Genomic DNA, 15,434 nt, shown 5'->3' on the forward strand with positions numbered 1-15,434 from the left:
CAATGTGCTGACATTCGTCAAGAGCTTCCTTTACCTTGCGGAACCGGAGACTCGGCCCCTGAGTACGATTTTAACAGTGCCATACCGGGAGATCCCCCTTTTACTCAAAACAGCTTTCCCACAACGAATCCAGGATTCGCCATACTTTGACAATTGACACCAGGCCAGGCTTGGTGATAAGGGGTTATGCTTGATAAAATACGGTTTCCTGCTGAAAAACCATAGACTTGAGGAGCTGCCATGTTTGGCATCGGCATACCGGAACTGATTATCATTCTTGTAATTGTTCTTGTTATTTTCGGGTCGTCCAAACTGCCCGAAATCGGTTCTGGTCTCGGAAAAGCCATTCAGAACTTCAAGCAGGCATCCAGGAATGACATCCACCAGAATCCGGAAATTAAAGAAAAAAACCCAAAGGATCCCGAAACCTGACCCTCTGGAGAGAAGGCCGCTGTACCTTGCATAAATATCGGGGAGGGTAGGTCTGGGGCATTGACATCTGCTCGATTTAAAAGTATGCGTGCAAAGGATCAAGGCAAAACTTTCTTATTCTCAAGGATAGAGAATTTCTGTTCTAATCCCCTGAAACCCTGGCATGAATACATAGTCAAGCCCCATGGAAGGCTTGTATTATCGGATATTCATCAGATAAAATACAAAGAATTTGGATACTCGAAATTTCCGGTTACCCTAAAACCGTATCCGGATTGTCTTTTTCCCAATGCTCTTTATTCATAAGGCTTTCACCACGGCTTTGCTGTGTCTGCATGGATGAAATATGGTGTAGCCCTTCCAACACCCGAGAGAAGGGGTACATTTCTTTTTCAGCCTGCACCCAGAGTTCAGGTTCAAAAATCACCAAACCACCAAAAAGGAGAGATGGAAAATGCCACTGATTGAACGCAGAGACCAGGACTTCCTGCTGCACGAAGTATTCAACGTCAGCCAGTTCAGCGAATCCGAAAAGTACGCAGATTTCAACAAAAAAACCTGCGACATGATCATCACCGAAGCCAGAAACCTGGCCATCAAGGAAATCCTGCCCACCAACAAAATGGCGGACAAGGAAAACGGTCATCCCGATGCCGTAAAACTGATTGACGGCCAGGTCAAAGTTCCGCCCTCATTCCACAAGCCCTACAAACTCTTCTGCGACGGTCAGTGGCTGGCCATGTGCGATGACCCCGAATTCGGTGGTCAGGGCATGCCCCACCTTCTGGCCATGGCTGCCGGTGAGTACTTCACCTCCGCCAACTGTGCTTTCATGATGTACCCCGGTCTGACCCACGGTTGTGGCAACATTCTGGCCACCTTCGGTACCGAAAAGCAGAAGCAGCTCTATGTGAAAAACATCTTCACCGGCAAATGGGGCGGCACCATGTGCCTCACCGAACCCGTTGCCGGTTCCGACGTCGGTGCCCTGGTCACCAAGGCGACTCCCGTAGGGGATGGCACCTATAAGATTGAAGGCGGCAAAATCTTCATCTCCGGTGGCGACTCCGACATGGTCGAGAACATGGTACATCCTGTTCTGGCACGCATCGAAGGCGCACCCGCAGGCACCAAAGGCATCTCCCTCTTCCTTGTACCCAAGTACCGGGTCAACGATGACGGTTCCATGGGTGAATTCAACGATGTCGAAACCGTGGGCATCGAAGAGAAAATGGGCATCCATGGCAACGCCACCTGCTCCCTGGCCTTTGGTTCCAAAGGCAACTGCATTGGCGAGCTCATCGGCGAACCCAACAAGGGCATGAAGTACATGTTCCTGATGATGAACGAAGCCCGTCAGGGTGTGGCCATGCAGGGCCTTGGCTTTGCCACCGCCTCTTACTGCAACGCCATCCAGTACGCCAAGGAGCGCATCCAGGGGCCCAACCTCCTGAAAGCCGTTCTTGAAGGCGATATCACAGGCGTGCCCATCATCCAGCACCCCGATGTGCGCCGTATGCTCCTGTTCATGAAAGCCTATGTGGAAGGCTGCCGCTTCCTCGTTTACTACCTGAACAGCTGCTTTGACAAATCCAGCACCACTGCCGATGAAAAAGAAAAAACCAAGTGGGAAGGTCTCATTGAAATCCTGACCCCCATTGCCAAATCCTACTGCACGGACAAAGCCGTTGAAGTTGCCTCCACCGGTGTTCAGATATATGGCGGTTACGGCTTCATCGAAGAATATCCCCAGGCCCAGCACTACCGCGACGCCAAAATCACGGCCATCTACGAAGGTACCAACGGCATCCAGGCCATGGATCTTCTCGGCCGCAAACTCGGCATGCGCAAAGGCAAGCCCATCATGGATCTTATGGGCGAAATCAACAAAACCGTTGCCAAAGCCCGTGAAGCCGGTCTTGAAAAAATTGCAGACAGCCTTCAGGCTGCCCTGAACAAGCTGGGCGAAGTTGCCATGACCATCGGTGCTGCCGCCATGAGTGAAAAAGCTCTGGACGCCTTTGCATCCGCCACCCCCTTCTGTGAAGTTGCCGGTGACGTGGTCATGGCCTGGGCATGGGCCGAACGTGCCACCGTAGCCAAAACCGCAGTGGAAGGCGCCAAGAAAAAAGACAAACCCTTCTACGAAGGTCAGATCGCAACAGCCAAGTACTTCTACGAGCAGCTTCTTCCCACCGCCATGGGCAAGATGGATGCTGTGAAGAACCTTACCGCTGCTGTTATGGAAATCCCTGAAGAAGCCTTTGTAGGCTAATCCGTAAAAAGCATTTGCATACGCTTAGAAGGGGTGAAATCCATATGGATTTCACCCCTTCTCTTTTTCCAGCTTCCCGTGCAGATCTTCTTTTCAAAAATTTAAAACCCATCCCAGGCAAATGAAATGCCTGTGTATACCAGTCCGTACCGGTGACGAAAGGTGGTCTCGCTGTAGGCATTGTACAGAAAGGGCAGTATCCCATTCAGCTGCTTCTCAAAATACCGGGCTCCCAGATACACTTCCACACGGTCAGAAAAACGCCAGAAAAATGCGGAGGAAAGTATCCTGTTTTTTTCTTCACGTTCCAAAGCCTTATCCCGCTGCATGTACATTTCACTGTATTCCGCAAGAAGACGCCAGGAGGGTGTCAGGTGCAAAGCACAGGAAACCCCTGCCTCCACATAGGTCTCATCCCGATTCAGGGAGAGGGGAAAGGAAAGGGGAAGTTTTCTGTCCACAGCTTCCGCATAGACATCCAGGGTGGTGGTAATGCGGGAGGTGATTTCCGTGCGTCCTGCCTCCACAAAAATGGTGGGCGTAAGCCTCCCCAAATTACCACCAACCATCAGGCCGGTAAAAAAGCTTTGATCCGAAAGATCTTCCAGAGCAATCATGGGATCCGGACGCCCTTCCCTGGGGATAGATGCCGTAATTATCATGTCATTGGTTTTACGGATAAAACGAACCTTTTCCGCGTCCCAGTTAACGGTATCCTTCACTTTAAAACGGGCAAGCATGGCATTGACGGCACCCGAGCTCACATATTTCATGTCCTCAGCCATATGGCTGCGCATCCCCACCCACGCCTGTGTCCATGGGAAAGGCCGCCAATAGCCAACGGCTTCCGCATTCAAAATCTTTAAACTCTCAAAACCATAATCCAGGTCATCCTGCCCTACAGCAAACTGCAAACGGACAGTTTCCCCAAAAAGACGGCTGATCCGGAAATCTGTCCCCGTCAGATCCCCAGGATCAACCCCATGGCGAGTTCCCACATCCGTATCCCGCAGATTCAGTATATCCAGACCATCATTGATGGCTCTCACCCCAAAGGACATCTGCCAGACTTTATTCTGCCATGTATCCACATTGTGGAACTCCGCCCCCCCCAGAGCCGCCTGGGCGGCATCCGTCCCTATAAAAAAAAACAACACCCAAAAAAAGCCCGTGAGCAGGCCTGCCCTGATTTTAATTCTCTCCATAGCTACTCTCCAATGAAAGCACTGTTACCTCCAGATAACAATCAGGCCATCCTCTCCAAGTGAGAGAATGGCCTGAAATTTATGGCAGTACTCTTATAAAAAATCTGCTAATTGCTAACCGTAAGATTTACCTTTACGTCATCAAACACATTCAGCTCACTGAGTGCAAAATTTATGGCATAACTTCCGGCTGAAAAGTCAAAACCCTTGATATCCTTGAATTCTTCTCTTTTACGGAGTTTATCTTCAATCGCGGCAAGCTTCACCGTAATCTTGTCACCAGCAACGCCGAACACTTCCTGCACATCTCTCTTATCGGTGAATTCCGCGCTTACTTCCGTACCATTGGAACGTGTTCCCTTGATGATCAGACGGGAACTCTCCATGCCAAGGGTCACAGCAGGGGTACTATTAGCATTTTCCACCTTGATAAAAACATTGGCGATAATAACATTCAGTTTCTGTACAGTACCTGTTGTCGTTGTAATGGTAAGGCTGGCAGTGTTTCTCGACACCTCAGTAGGCGTACCAACAAACCCAAGGGTGACAACGGCATCGCTCAGCTTCTCTGCCTGATACTCACTCAAAGTAACATCCCATGTAGCGACATTCACCGGTACGTCAGAACCAACTAAGAATTTCAAATCTACAGCACTGGCTTTCAAACGCGCCTTCTTTGTATCTTCAACAACCTTCTCTTCCTTGGCCTTGCCGTCTGTTCCCGTATTCTGAACAATGGTGTCAACGGTTTTCTTTACCTCAGTCTGAACTTCAGCAACGATAATGTCCTTTTGTGCCGGTGTTACCTGAATCACGTTTGCTGTAGCAGCCTTGTCAACAGCAGTCGTTGCTACGGCTGCCATTTTCTGGGCATCCGTTATGTTACTGAGAGTTGCAAGACTGGTAACATTGCTCGTTTTAATTTCATTACGAATTTCTGTTGCAATCAAGCCTACAAGATTAATCTGATTCGCCATCGTTCTTTTAGATTCTTCGATATCCGGCGTGGTAACCGTAGCTGCCTTAACAATGTTTTCAACCACTTTGGATATCTTCAAAACTTCTGCATTCACACCAGCCGGGTTTGCGATATCCACATCATAGTTTTCCTGCCCGCCCAAAGCGTCAATCAAAGCCTTTCTTTCCGCAGGAGGCGTCATGGCGACAAGGGTTGTAAGAGGTGTAATATTTTTTGCACCCTTGGGAGCAATCATGGGAATGGCAGGCTTACCGGTAAGCTTGTCCGTCCCCCCCACAGATGCCAGAACATAGTCATAGGCAGGTGTGGCCCCCAGCTTGAAATCACCGTTGGCATCCGATGTTGTTTTGGTCGGTTCTTCTTTCTTGTCGAGATTAAAATTACCTGACCCTTTAACAGCATCTGTAATTTCATCGGCCCAGACATCCGCACCCGAAACATAGCCCTGAACAAGCTTGCCCGACGGTGCCTCTTCCTTTTTCACCACATCCAGATTGCTGCTGCACCCAACGGCCAGGGCCAGCATGCCCGCCGCGGCCACGAATAACCGTGCTTTTTTCATAAACATTGCGCACTCCTTTTTTTAGTTTGGAAATCCTGAGCATGTACACACGCCCATTTCTCATTGCAAAACCATTGGGGGGATAAGAATGTCCGTACCGCTTTGCATCCTCAAGAGAGAACCCAACCGAAACTTAAGTGATAAAATCATGGACAAGCTTACAGCGTACCCCCCACTTTGTTCAAGCTTTTTTTTTCGCAACACACCATATAGAACGGTGAAGCCCCTCTTTAAAATTCTCTTTAAAACCAGCCGGTAAAAATCAAGAGGCCCCACGCTGCGTCCATCTCCCGGTACAAAAATCTTTTCATGGATTTCTGAAATCACGGACGGCTTCCCAAAAATCAAAAGACAAAACGAATCAGCGCAAAACCTCCCGCGAGAAGGACAACAAAGGCAATGGCAAGACGGTCAAAATACCGATCGATGAATGCCCGGATTCCCGGACCAAATTTCCAGACCAGCCCGGCGAGGATAAAAAAACGGGCTGCCCTTGAAAAAAGTGAAGCCAGAAAAAATACGGGAAGATCAATGGCAAACATACCCGCTGCAATGGTGAAAACCTTATAAGGAATGGGAGAAAACCCCGCAATGGCAACAGCCCAGGCATCATAGGCCCGAAAGAGTTCTCCCAGGGTTTCCATCTGTGCCTCGGCACCGTAAAAGGCGATAATGGGTATCCCCAAAGTGGTCATGAACTGCCAGCCGATAAAATATCCGGCAAGCCCCCCCAAAACAGAGCCTGTGGTGCATACCACAGCATACAAAAAAGATTTTTCAGGTTTTCCAACACAAAGGGCCAGCAGAAGAATATCCGGCGGTATGGGAAAAAACGAAGATTCTGCAAAGGCTATCAGAAAAAGGGCCAGGGTTCCCCAGGGAGACTCCGCCCAGCTCAAGACCCAATCATAAAGACGACGCAGCACATTACTCCTTCCAGCCATGTTCTCCCACAAGTTTCACAAAACGACAGGAGCAGAGGGTTTCCCGTTCAAATCCACAAGCAGTACGGGTGATCCGCACAAGCTGCTGGGTCTCCACCCCGCCCACGGGCATGACCAGCCGCCCGCCATCCGCCAGCTGGGAAAGCAGTATTTCCGGTACCGCTGGCCCCCCTGCTGTCACAAGAATCCCATCAAAGGGCGCTTCAGACTTCCAGCCTGTAGTTCCGTCAGAATAACGGGTGACGATATTGTGGTATTTCAAACGGTCAAAAAGCCTGCGGGCCTGCATGTAAAGTGGCTGAAGACGCTCTATGGTATACACACGAAAAACGATTTCGGCCAGCACAGCCGCCTGGTACCCCGAACCCGTACCGATTTCAAGAATACGGTCTTCGGATGAGAGCTGCAAGGCCTGGGTCATTTCTCCCACAATCTGGGGCTGAGAAATGGTCTGCTGGTGTCCTATGGGCAAGGGATAATCCCCATACGCCTGCTCCATGAGCGCCTCACTCACAAAGCAGTGACGCTGCACCCGTCCCATGGCTGCAAGCACAGCCGGATCCCGGACACCCCGGGCATAGAGCTGTTCCTGCACCATCGTTTCCCGTCTTCGCCGGAACTTAAGAGGCTCCTGTGTTTCCATAAAGGACTTCCCGTACAAAGCCATCCAGTAACCATCGAAAAACCAATCAGGACTCTCCGAAAAAACGGAAAAAGCCTGGGGACACCATCAGAAAGTTCACAAAATCAGACTCTGATTAAGTCAGATTTTATAGATCACCCGCCGATCTGTCACAAGAATATCCACCGTTTTGGCCTTAGATTCCATGGGAGCCTGAGCTGCCACCTGCTCCTCTATTGTGACCGCAACCTTACGGGTTGTCAGGGGAAGCCTGCCCATCATACGGTCAAACTCTCCCTCATCGGCACCAATCCGTCCACCTTTTTCATCAAAAACCACACCGGGAATCAGGGCGATATCGATATTGTCCATGGGAATTTCCCGGCATTTTTTAGGGTCAGGCCCCTTTTCTTCCGAGGTCTTTCCCAAAAGGTCCTCAGGCCCATCCACCTTGTAGAAACGGATATTCTTCTTGTCTTTGTCAAAACGGGGCAGCACAACGAATTTCTTTTTTTCATAGGCGTTTGCCATGATATCAGCTATATCCGTCTCCAGCGGGTGGCGGGGAAGATATAAAAGCACAATCCGGGCTTCCACATAATTAGCGAAATCAAAAAGCTGTGCCAGGGCTTTACCCTGCTTTTCCTTCAGGGTCACCTCATCCAGTGCGGCAATTTTCTTTTCAATCTCGGAGACAATCCTGCGGCGTTTTTCGCGAAGGTCTTCCATGGTGGACTCACTCCGTTTCTCTGGTAGTGGGGAACAAGGCCTTCCCCGTGAAGGTTGACGCCTCCCTGACCCTGTGATAATTTTTCAGGGTTTTGTCGGAAATGGCACTTTTTTTCAAGTCCTTCTTAGCCTGAAAACCATAAAAAATCCATTAAATATAAAGGTTCATATGCTGGAAATCAAGTTTGTGCGCCAAAATTTATCCGACGTACGCTCCGCACTGGCCAAAAGGGGGGCCGCATCCGCCCTTGATTCCTTCAGCGAGACCGAAGGCAGGCGCCGGGAAATCCTTCTTCGCCTGGAAACCCTGCGCTGCGAACGTAACACCGCTTCCGAAGCTATTGCACGGATGAAAAAAGCCGGCGAAAATGCCGAAGACACCATCCTGCGCATGCGTGACACTTCCAGTGCCATCAAAGACATGGAAAAAGACCTGGCTGACGTAGAAGAAAAACTGGGGCACATGCTCATGGCCATGCCCAACCTTCCCCACCCGTCCGTGCCCGAGGGAAGGGATGATTCCCAAAACCGCCTGGAAAAAACCGTGGGACAGCCCACGCACTTTGATTTTACGCCCAGAGCGCACTGGGATCTCGGAGAATCCTTAGGAATTCTTGATTTTGAGCGGGCTGCCCGCATGACCGGTGCCCGTTTTGCCCTGTATATGGGAGCTGGCAGCCGCCTGGAACGGGCACTCATCAATTTTATGCTGGACATCCATACCGGAGAGCATGGATACAGGGAGGTTCTTCCCCCTTTTCTGGTCAACCGAAAAGCCATGACAGCCACGGGTCAGCTTCCCAAATTTGAAACGGATCTCTTCCGACTGGAAGGTCAGGACTACTTTCTCATCCCTACGGCAGAAGTCCCTGTCACCAATATCCACAGCGATGAAATCCTTCAGGAAGAAGACCTGCCCCTTTATTATACGGCCTACACCCCCTGCTTCCGTTCCGAAGCGGGTTCCTACGGAAAAGACACGCGAGGCCTGATCCGACTGCACCAGTTCAACAAGGTGGAGCTTGTAAAATTTGCCCTGCCGGAAAACTCCTACGATGAGCTGGAAAGCCTTCTCTTACAGGCGGAAACCATTTTAAAACGCCTGGAGCTGCCTTACCGGGTGGTCACTCTCTGCACCGGAGATCTGGGCTTTTCCTCTGCCAAAACCTATGACATTGAGGTCTGGATGCCCGGCCAGAATGCCTACCGGGAAATTTCCTCCTGCAGCAATTTTGAGGATTTTCAGGCCAGACGTGCCAACATCCGCTTTAAACGCAAGGGGAAAAAGGGTACCGAACTGGTTCACACCTTAAACGGCTCCGGCCTTGCCGTGGGGCGCACCTTTGCCGCCATCCTGGAAAACTATCAGGAGGCCAACGGCAGTGTCCGCATTCCAAAGGCTCTCCAACCCTATATGGGCGGAATGGAAAAAATCTCATTGTAAGTTTCGGTAGTGACGTACGCAGCCGATCAAAAATCAACCCCTCTTTTGGGAGACCCTACCTGTGACGCCTGAAAAATTTCCTGAACATATCCGCGACCATATTCTGCCCACACCTTCGGGAGAAATGCGTTACCACTGCCTGGGCTGCGCCGAAACCTTCGGCATTGAAAAACTCCTCTACACCTGCCCCGCCTGCGGTGCCGTGCTCCTTCTTCAGGATATGGAAAAAAACCGCCTCAAGGGCCTTTCCGGGGAAACCTGGCGGGAAATCCTCGATTACCGGCGTATGCTGAAAATACCGGCCTTAAAAGGTATCTACCGCTTTCACGAATTCATCGGCCCGGTCATTCCCCTGGATGCCATCCTTTACTTAGGCGAAGGCCACACGCCCATGGTGGAAGCCAATGCCACACTCCAGCAGGAAGCCGGGCTCCGCTTTTTCTACAAAAATGACGGTCAGAATCCCAGTGCCTCCTTCAAAGACCGCGGCATGGCCAGCGCCCTCTCCTACATTCACTTTCTCGTAAAAAACGGAACCGTGGATAATGTCCTGGCGGTCTGCGCTTCCACGGGCGACACCAGTGCAGCGGCAGCCCTTTATGCCAGCTACCTGGCCCCTCTGGTGAAATCGGCCGTTCTTCTCCCCCATGGCAAGGTGACCCCACAGCAGCTTTCCCAGCCCCTGGGCAGCGGTGCTTCCGTTTATGAAATCCCCGGTGTCTTTGACGACTGCATGAAGGTGGTGGAAGCCCTTTCGGAAAAATACAATGTGGCCCTCCTCAACTCCAAGAACGCCTGGCGGATTCTGGGTCAGGAATCCTATTCCTACGAAATTGCCCAGGATCTGGAATTTGACATGAAGGACAAGGTGGTGGTGGTGCCCATCGGCAATGCGGGCAACATCACGGCGGTCATGGCGGGCTTCCTGAAATTTCACAGCGCCGGCATCCTCACGGATCTTCCCAAGATCATCGGCGTCCAGTCCGACCATGCCAACCCCGTTTACCAGTACTATCTGGAACCCGATGCCGCAAAACGCCACTTCATCCCCATGACGGTCAAGCCCAGCGTGGCCCAGGCCGCCATGATCGGTAACCCCGTATCCATGCCCAGGGTCATTTCCCTGGTACAGCAGTACAATGAACGTTCCGGTCACCAGAATGTCTTTTTCATTTCCGTACCGGAACAGGAAATCATGGATGCCCAGCTCAGGGCCAACCGCAACGGTCACATTGCCTGTACCCACGGCGGTGAAACCCTTGCCGGTCTCATCCGGGCAAAAAAGGCCGGATGGATCACGGAAAATGAAACCGCCATCATCGACTCTACGGCCCATGCCCTGAAATTCTCCGGCTTCCAGGAAATGTATTTTGAAGACCGTATGCCCGAAGAATACCAGGTTCAGCCCAAAGCGGCACTGCGCAATGCCCCCCGTTTCATACGGCCCGAAAGTCTGAAAGAGGTTCCAGCACCGGGGAAACCCCTTACGGGTGAGGCCTTCCAAAATTTTGTGGAGGAAACAGCAGACGCCGTGGCAGAAGATCTGGGGCTTTCCCTGCGCGACTGATCAAGGCAGTGTTTTTCCATGGTCTTTTAAGGAGAGTTGCTGAAATGAACGGATGGCGCTGGATTTCAGGCTCTGTGATCCATCCCTTGGTTCGTACGGTGGAAAAACATGGTGAGGACAGACAGTTGAACATCCAGAAAAAAAAACAGTACTTTTTTCTTAACGCTCTCATGGTCTGTTTTCTCACCCTTGCTCTTCTTGGAGGATGCGCAACCCGAACGCCCCAGCACATCAGCGAGGCCAAGGCGCTGCGGGATCTGGGAGAAGCCTATTTTTTACAAGGCTCCTACTCCCGTGCCCTCAATGAATTTTTACGGGCAGAACGGCTGAATCCCGACGATCCCTATCTGCAAAACAACCTGGGGCTGACCTATCTGAACCTGGAAAAAGCGGACATGGCCATTGCGCATTTTAAAAAAGCCATAATGCTCCGGCAGGATTACGGCCCGGCCCAGAACAACCTGGCGACAGCCCATATCACCCAGGAAAACTGGCAGGCAGCCATTGATGTGCTGACCCCCCTGACCGAAGATCTGCTCTATGCCACGCCCCACTATGCCTTTTCCAACATGGGCTGGGCCTGTTACAACCTTAAAAACTACGACGACGCCCTGCGTGCCTATACCCGCGCCCTGCGTCTGGAACCCCACCATCCTGCGGCCCTTCGTGGTCAGAGCATGACCCTCATGGCCATGGGGCGGTTTGAAAAGGCCCTTCAGGCGATTACCCGGCTTCTGGACGTCATGCCTCTGGATGCGGGAGGCTGGATGCTGAAGGGCGAAATTCTTGAAAAACTGAACCGTACCCAAGAGGCACGGCAAGCCTACGAACAGGCAAAAATAACGGGACAGGATACGGATATTGAACAGGAAGCAGAGATAACCCTGCGACGCCTTTCCTTATGATGTCAGACGCTCTCATCGTTTTTTCCCGGTACGGTAAACAAAGGCCAGAAGTTCCGCCACCACCTGGTACAATTCGGGCGGTATTTCCTTCCCGACTTCCAGCTTTTCCAGCAGGGTGACAAGATCCCTGTCTTCCTTCACGGGAATGCCCTGTTCTTCTGCTATGGCAAGAATTTTTTCCGCAAGGCTTCCCCGGCCCTTGGCCAGTACACGGGGAGCCTGATCCTCCAAAGCCTTGTAGCGCAGGGCAACAGCCTTTCGTGGCCCTGTCGAAGAATTTTTTCTGTCAGCCACAGGATACGCCCTCTCGTCTTCCTGAAAAATTCAGACAACAATCTCCCAGTCCGTCCCCTCCCCGTTCACCGTCTCCCTTTCCCATGCCCCCTCCTCCAGCTCCTGATAGCGCACGGGCAGAACCCGGAACCCCAGAGATTCCAGACGTTCTGAAAGCTCAGGCACCCCCTCCTCAAACAAAGCCAGTACGGCCTCATTCCCTGCTGCAAAGCCCAGCTGTAACTCCCTGCCCAGTAAAAGAGCCTCCACCCGAATCCGCCCCAGGCTTTCCAGTTCCAGAAGAATCCCTGCCCGGAGGATACGGTGTTTTGCTCTCTCCCTTCCAGACTCCCCCAAATCCATAAAAAAATGACCAAAACCCAAGCGCCCATCCATCACAAAGGGCAGGGGCAGAAAAAAACGCCCCTGATCCACAATGGCCTTTGCCAGAGACTCCCGGAATTCCTGAAGAATTTCCACTCCCTCCCCTCCCCCCTCCTTCTCTGCAAGGGCCGCAAGGGAAGGATGGAAGACCTCTTCCTTCAAGGCTTTTCCGAACGCTTCTTTCTGGGGAGGCTCCTGAAGAAAAGCCCGAACCACCCCTCGCAAAAGGGGCAGGTTGTCTTCGGCTGCCTTCTCCAGAGACAATACCGGCAGGCCAGCCCCAGGCTTTCCGTCCTCCGCAGCCCCCGTGTTCCGAAGCAGATCCGGACTGGAAAACAGATGCTGCAAGCGACTCGCAGAGCGGATCATCTGCCCCATCCTTCCGCGAAAGGAAACGGGAAAATTCTCCCGCAGGGTATCCGGACTCTGGAGTTTGCTGCCTTCGCTGGATTTTGTCTCTTCAGGTACAATCTCCAGCAGGATTCCCCGTGATCCCCCATGGACGCGCAGTTCCACAAAACTTCCCTGCATAAGGGGCTTTTCCGGACGCAGCAGGAGACTCTGCCCGGAAAAGGACAACCGGATCCGTCCATCGGCCAGTACTCCGGAAACTCTGGCGTTAAAGCGTAAACCGGGCTTGAGCAGGGCTTCCATACGGCTCCGCTCGGGAGAAAGGGGAAGGGACGAGAGGGGAAAGGAAAAGGACACGGCGAGAAACCACCTTGCTCCGGGTGAAGGCTAACCCGAACAGACAATGGAAGATCTTAGGACTCTGCCATACACACGAATTCACCGGCCGGCAGAAAGGGCATCCAGCTTGCGTTTCAGATCCAGTATCAGACTGACTTCACCGGGACTCACGGCAAGATCCCGTGCAATACGCTCCGCATCCCTGCCCTGCCCCGCAAGATCCAGTACCGCTTCCTGCAGATCCTGGGATTCCGGAGCATAACGCTGCTGCTCTGCGGATTTCAAAACAGCCTCCGTGCGGTTGACAAGAAGGCTCAGGGCCGTGACCCTGCGATCCAGATTCTCATTCAGGGTCTGGATCAGACGCTGTTTTTCACGTAACTGGGCATCAAAGGTAAGGGAAAGTTCCCTGGCCTGGGCCACCAGAGGACTGAGCAGGACAAGCACCCGATCCGCAGCCTTCTCTGTAGCCTCCTCTTCCAGGCGACGGGTCAGACGACGAAGGGCAAAGATGACAAAAACAATAACCAGAATATTGGTCGCCATGGGAAGGGCGATCCAGTATATCAACGTATTCACACAAGCCCCCCATGGAAAAAAGTCTCAGGCATGGGTATCCAGCAGACGCCCCCTTCCTTCAGGATCTTCGTCATCAGGATCGCCTTTTTTATCCTGAAGCACCTTTCCTCCGGATTTTTCCCTCTCCTGCCCGTTCTTTTTTTTCTCTTTTCCCGCATACAGGGAGGCTTCCTCACTGAGCTGCACCTGCTCCCGTCTCTGGGCTTCACGCTCCGGCTGCACAGCCTGAGCCGCCTGGGCACTGTCATAGGGCTGGGCCTTCAGGTTGTGGGCTTCGCGCACGGCCCCTCCCTGCTGTACCACAAGATTGAGATTGGGTATGCTGGTCATGGGAGCCTCCTTGATGGTGCACACATCTTAAAGATACAGCAGCCCTTCAGAATTGGCAGGTCTTCTGAAAAAAACCTTCCCTACCCCATTGAAAAGCGTGTGAAAACGATCCGCAACACAGCCCTTTCGGTAAAGGATTCATTTAAAACATCAACGAGTTCCTTTTGCAAGCTTTCCTCTGTAATTTCCCTGTCCTGGGATTCATCCACAACTTTTCTCAGAGTCTTCAGCACAAGATCCCGAAAACGTGCCGGTTCCCTGGCAAAGCGATCCGCTGCCTCCGGAGCAAGTTCCAGAGAGAGATCGGCCATCAGATAAGCCATATGGGTAACACCCGGAGATGCGGGAACCAGGAAGCCTGGCATGGCGAGGGAAATAACAGCGGGTTGCACAGGTATCTCTTCGGAAGGAACCGGAAGTGTTTCTTCCACCAGATTGAGATCCGGAGGCTCCGCAGGACTCCGAAGAAACCACAGCAGCCCACCGCCCCCCAGAACCAGGGCCGCCAACCCTGCGGCCAGGGGAAGCAACCATTTTTTGCGGGATTTTCCGTCCTTGTCTTTTACGGGCTTTTTTTTCTTCTCCTTCCCAACCTTTTTTTCCACAGGCTCCGCAGGTGCCAGCACCACCCGCTCTTCCCTGGCTTCCGGGAGAATCTCTTCTTCTTCCGCAACAGCCGGAGGGGAAGGCGCAGCAGTGGTATCCCCAGCCTCCTGCTCTTCCTCTGCTCCCTTGAACAGGGCATCAAGATCCGCCTGGGTTACCACCTCCTTGCCCATCTGGAAGGCTTCATCTGCAACCGGATCTGTGGAAGAAGACCCCAGCTCTGCCTCATCTCCTCCCACGCCCTCCATGAGGGCCTCAAGATCTTCCTGAGAAATCAGATTCAGAACCTCAGCTTCGGCCCCCTGCTCCTTCTCCTTGGGTTCTTCCAGCAGTCTTTCGATATCGTCCTGGGAAAGAAGCGGATCCAACCCGTCACCACTGCCGCTGTCTCCCCCCCCTCCCAGCAGACGGTCAATATCATCCTGCAAAATAAAATCATTCCCCCCCATATCCAGAAACTCCGAAGCAGCCTTTTTCTCGGTAAGCGGAGGCTCCAGAGAGGCTGTAGCCTGGGCTGCATGGGCCTCCAGAAGGGCATCCAGATAGGCCTGACTCAGAAGGTTGGAACCCTCCGCCGTCTCATGGGGCGGCAAAGGAGGATTCCCGGTGGAGGCTGAGGAAGAGGAAGGAAGGTCTCCCAGAAGACGGTCTATCTCATCCTGGGAAACACTGATGGAAGCCATGTCCTCTTCCGGAGGGGCAACTTCCGGAGGAGATGTTCCGGAAAGGAGGGCTTCAATATCGTCCTGATTAAAAAAATCCGCTCCAGAATCCTCAACGGGCGTTGAAGGAGGAGAAGGAGAGGCCGGAGAAGAAGTTCCGGAGAGAAGGGCCTCGATGTCGTCCTGACTCAGGAGTTCACTACCGCTGTCGGACACCGGGGCCGCTGGGGGAGAGGCCGGAGAAGA

The 15,434-nt window shown here is 52.4% G+C and carries 16 protein-coding genes; 5 read left to right on the top strand and 11 right to left on the bottom strand.

What is annotated here, in order from left to right; genetic code table 11:
• The first annotated feature begins 240 nt into the window (after positions 1–240).
• Positions 241–432, top strand: coding sequence for a twin-arginine translocase TatA/TatE family subunit (gene tatA, locus BR04_RS09990; protein ID WP_496355862.1), 192 nt, complete (start codon positions 241–243; stop codon positions 430–432).
• Between the two features lie 253 nt (positions 433–685).
• Here tatA and BR04_RS09995 read toward each other — a convergent pair whose 3' ends face one another.
• Positions 686–859, bottom strand: coding sequence for a hypothetical protein (locus BR04_RS09995; RefSeq protein ID WP_496355863.1), 174 nt, complete (start codon positions 857–859; stop codon positions 686–688).
• A gap of 27 nt (positions 860–886) precedes the next feature.
• Between BR04_RS09995 and BR04_RS10000 the strand changes: the two genes are divergently transcribed.
• On the top strand, positions 887–2,707 hold the full coding sequence (locus tag BR04_RS10000) for an acyl-CoA dehydrogenase (protein WP_496355864.1): 1,821 nt from the start codon (positions 887–889) through the stop codon (positions 2,705–2,707).
• Positions 2,708–2,808: 101 nt separating this feature from the next.
• Here BR04_RS10000 and BR04_RS10005 read toward each other — a convergent pair whose 3' ends face one another.
• From BR04_RS10005 to BR04_RS10025, 5 genes are all read right to left on the bottom strand, one after another.
• The gene (locus tag BR04_RS10005) at positions 2,809–3,912 is read right to left on the bottom strand and encodes a hypothetical protein (RefSeq protein WP_496355865.1); all 1,104 of its coding nucleotides are present in this window, start codon (positions 3,910–3,912) and stop codon (positions 2,809–2,811) included.
• A 107-nt stretch (positions 3,913–4,019) separates the two neighbouring features.
• Positions 4,020–5,459 carry a hypothetical protein gene (locus BR04_RS10010; protein ID WP_496355866.1) on the bottom strand — a complete coding sequence of 480 codons (1,440 nt, stop codon included), beginning with the start codon at positions 5,457–5,459 and terminating at the stop codon, positions 4,020–4,022.
• 338 nt (positions 5,460–5,797) lie between these two features.
• Positions 5,798–6,379 (bottom strand): YqaA family protein, encoded by a 582-nt coding sequence (locus tag BR04_RS10015; protein WP_496355867.1) that lies wholly within the window; start codon positions 6,377–6,379, stop codon positions 5,798–5,800.
• A 1-nt stretch (position 6,380) separates the two neighbouring features.
• Positions 6,381–7,040 (bottom strand): protein-L-isoaspartate(D-aspartate) O-methyltransferase, encoded by a 660-nt coding sequence (locus BR04_RS10020; RefSeq protein WP_496355868.1) that lies wholly within the window; start codon positions 7,038–7,040, stop codon positions 6,381–6,383.
• 120 nt (positions 7,041–7,160) lie between these two features.
• A complete protein-coding gene (locus tag BR04_RS10025; RefSeq protein WP_496355869.1) occupies positions 7,161–7,748 on the bottom strand; it encodes a 5-formyltetrahydrofolate cyclo-ligase in 588 nt (195 codons plus the stop codon).
• A gap of 169 nt (positions 7,749–7,917) precedes the next feature.
• Between BR04_RS10025 and serS the strand changes: the two genes are divergently transcribed.
• The 3 genes from serS (at position 7,918) to BR04_RS10040 (ending at position 11,664) form a co-directional block, all read left to right on the top strand.
• Positions 7,918–9,192: a serine--tRNA ligase gene (serS, locus tag BR04_RS10030; protein ID WP_496355870.1), complete on the top strand. Its 1,275-nt coding sequence runs from the start codon at positions 7,918–7,920 to the stop codon at positions 9,190–9,192.
• 61 nt (positions 9,193–9,253) lie between these two features.
• Positions 9,254–10,759, top strand: coding sequence for a threonine synthase (gene thrC, locus BR04_RS10035; protein WP_496355871.1), 1,506 nt, complete (start codon positions 9,254–9,256; stop codon positions 10,757–10,759).
• 44 nt (positions 10,760–10,803) lie between these two features.
• Positions 10,804–11,664, top strand: a complete 861-nt coding sequence (locus BR04_RS10040) for a tetratricopeptide repeat protein (RefSeq protein ID WP_496355872.1) — start codon at positions 10,804–10,806, stop codon at positions 11,662–11,664.
• A 12-nt stretch (positions 11,665–11,676) separates the two neighbouring features.
• On the opposite strand, the gene BR04_RS10045 is transcribed toward BR04_RS10040, so the two are convergent.
• From BR04_RS10045 to BR04_RS10065, 5 genes are all read right to left on the bottom strand, one after another.
• Positions 11,677–11,958 carry an EscU/YscU/HrcU family type III secretion system export apparatus switch protein gene (locus BR04_RS10045; RefSeq protein WP_496355873.1) on the bottom strand — a complete coding sequence of 94 codons (282 nt, stop codon included), beginning with the start codon at positions 11,956–11,958 and terminating at the stop codon, positions 11,677–11,679.
• Between the two features lie 30 nt (positions 11,959–11,988).
• Positions 11,989–13,029: a flagellar hook-length control protein FliK gene (gene fliK / locus BR04_RS10050; RefSeq protein WP_496355874.1), complete on the bottom strand. Its 1,041-nt coding sequence runs from the start codon at positions 13,027–13,029 to the stop codon at positions 11,989–11,991.
• 81 nt (positions 13,030–13,110) lie between these two features.
• Positions 13,111–13,590, bottom strand: a complete 480-nt coding sequence (locus BR04_RS10055) for a hypothetical protein (protein WP_496355875.1) — start codon at positions 13,588–13,590, stop codon at positions 13,111–13,113.
• A 24-nt stretch (positions 13,591–13,614) separates the two neighbouring features.
• Entirely contained in the window at positions 13,615–13,920 is a 306-nt protein-coding gene (locus tag BR04_RS10060) for a hypothetical protein (RefSeq protein WP_496355876.1), read from the bottom strand.
• An 80-nt stretch (positions 13,921–14,000) separates the two neighbouring features.
• Positions 14,001–15,434: hypothetical protein (locus BR04_RS10065; RefSeq protein WP_496355877.1), on the bottom strand; the 1,434-nt coding region annotated here is incomplete at its 5' end.

The organism is Desulfobotulus sapovorans DSM 2055 (assembly GCF_059569355.1).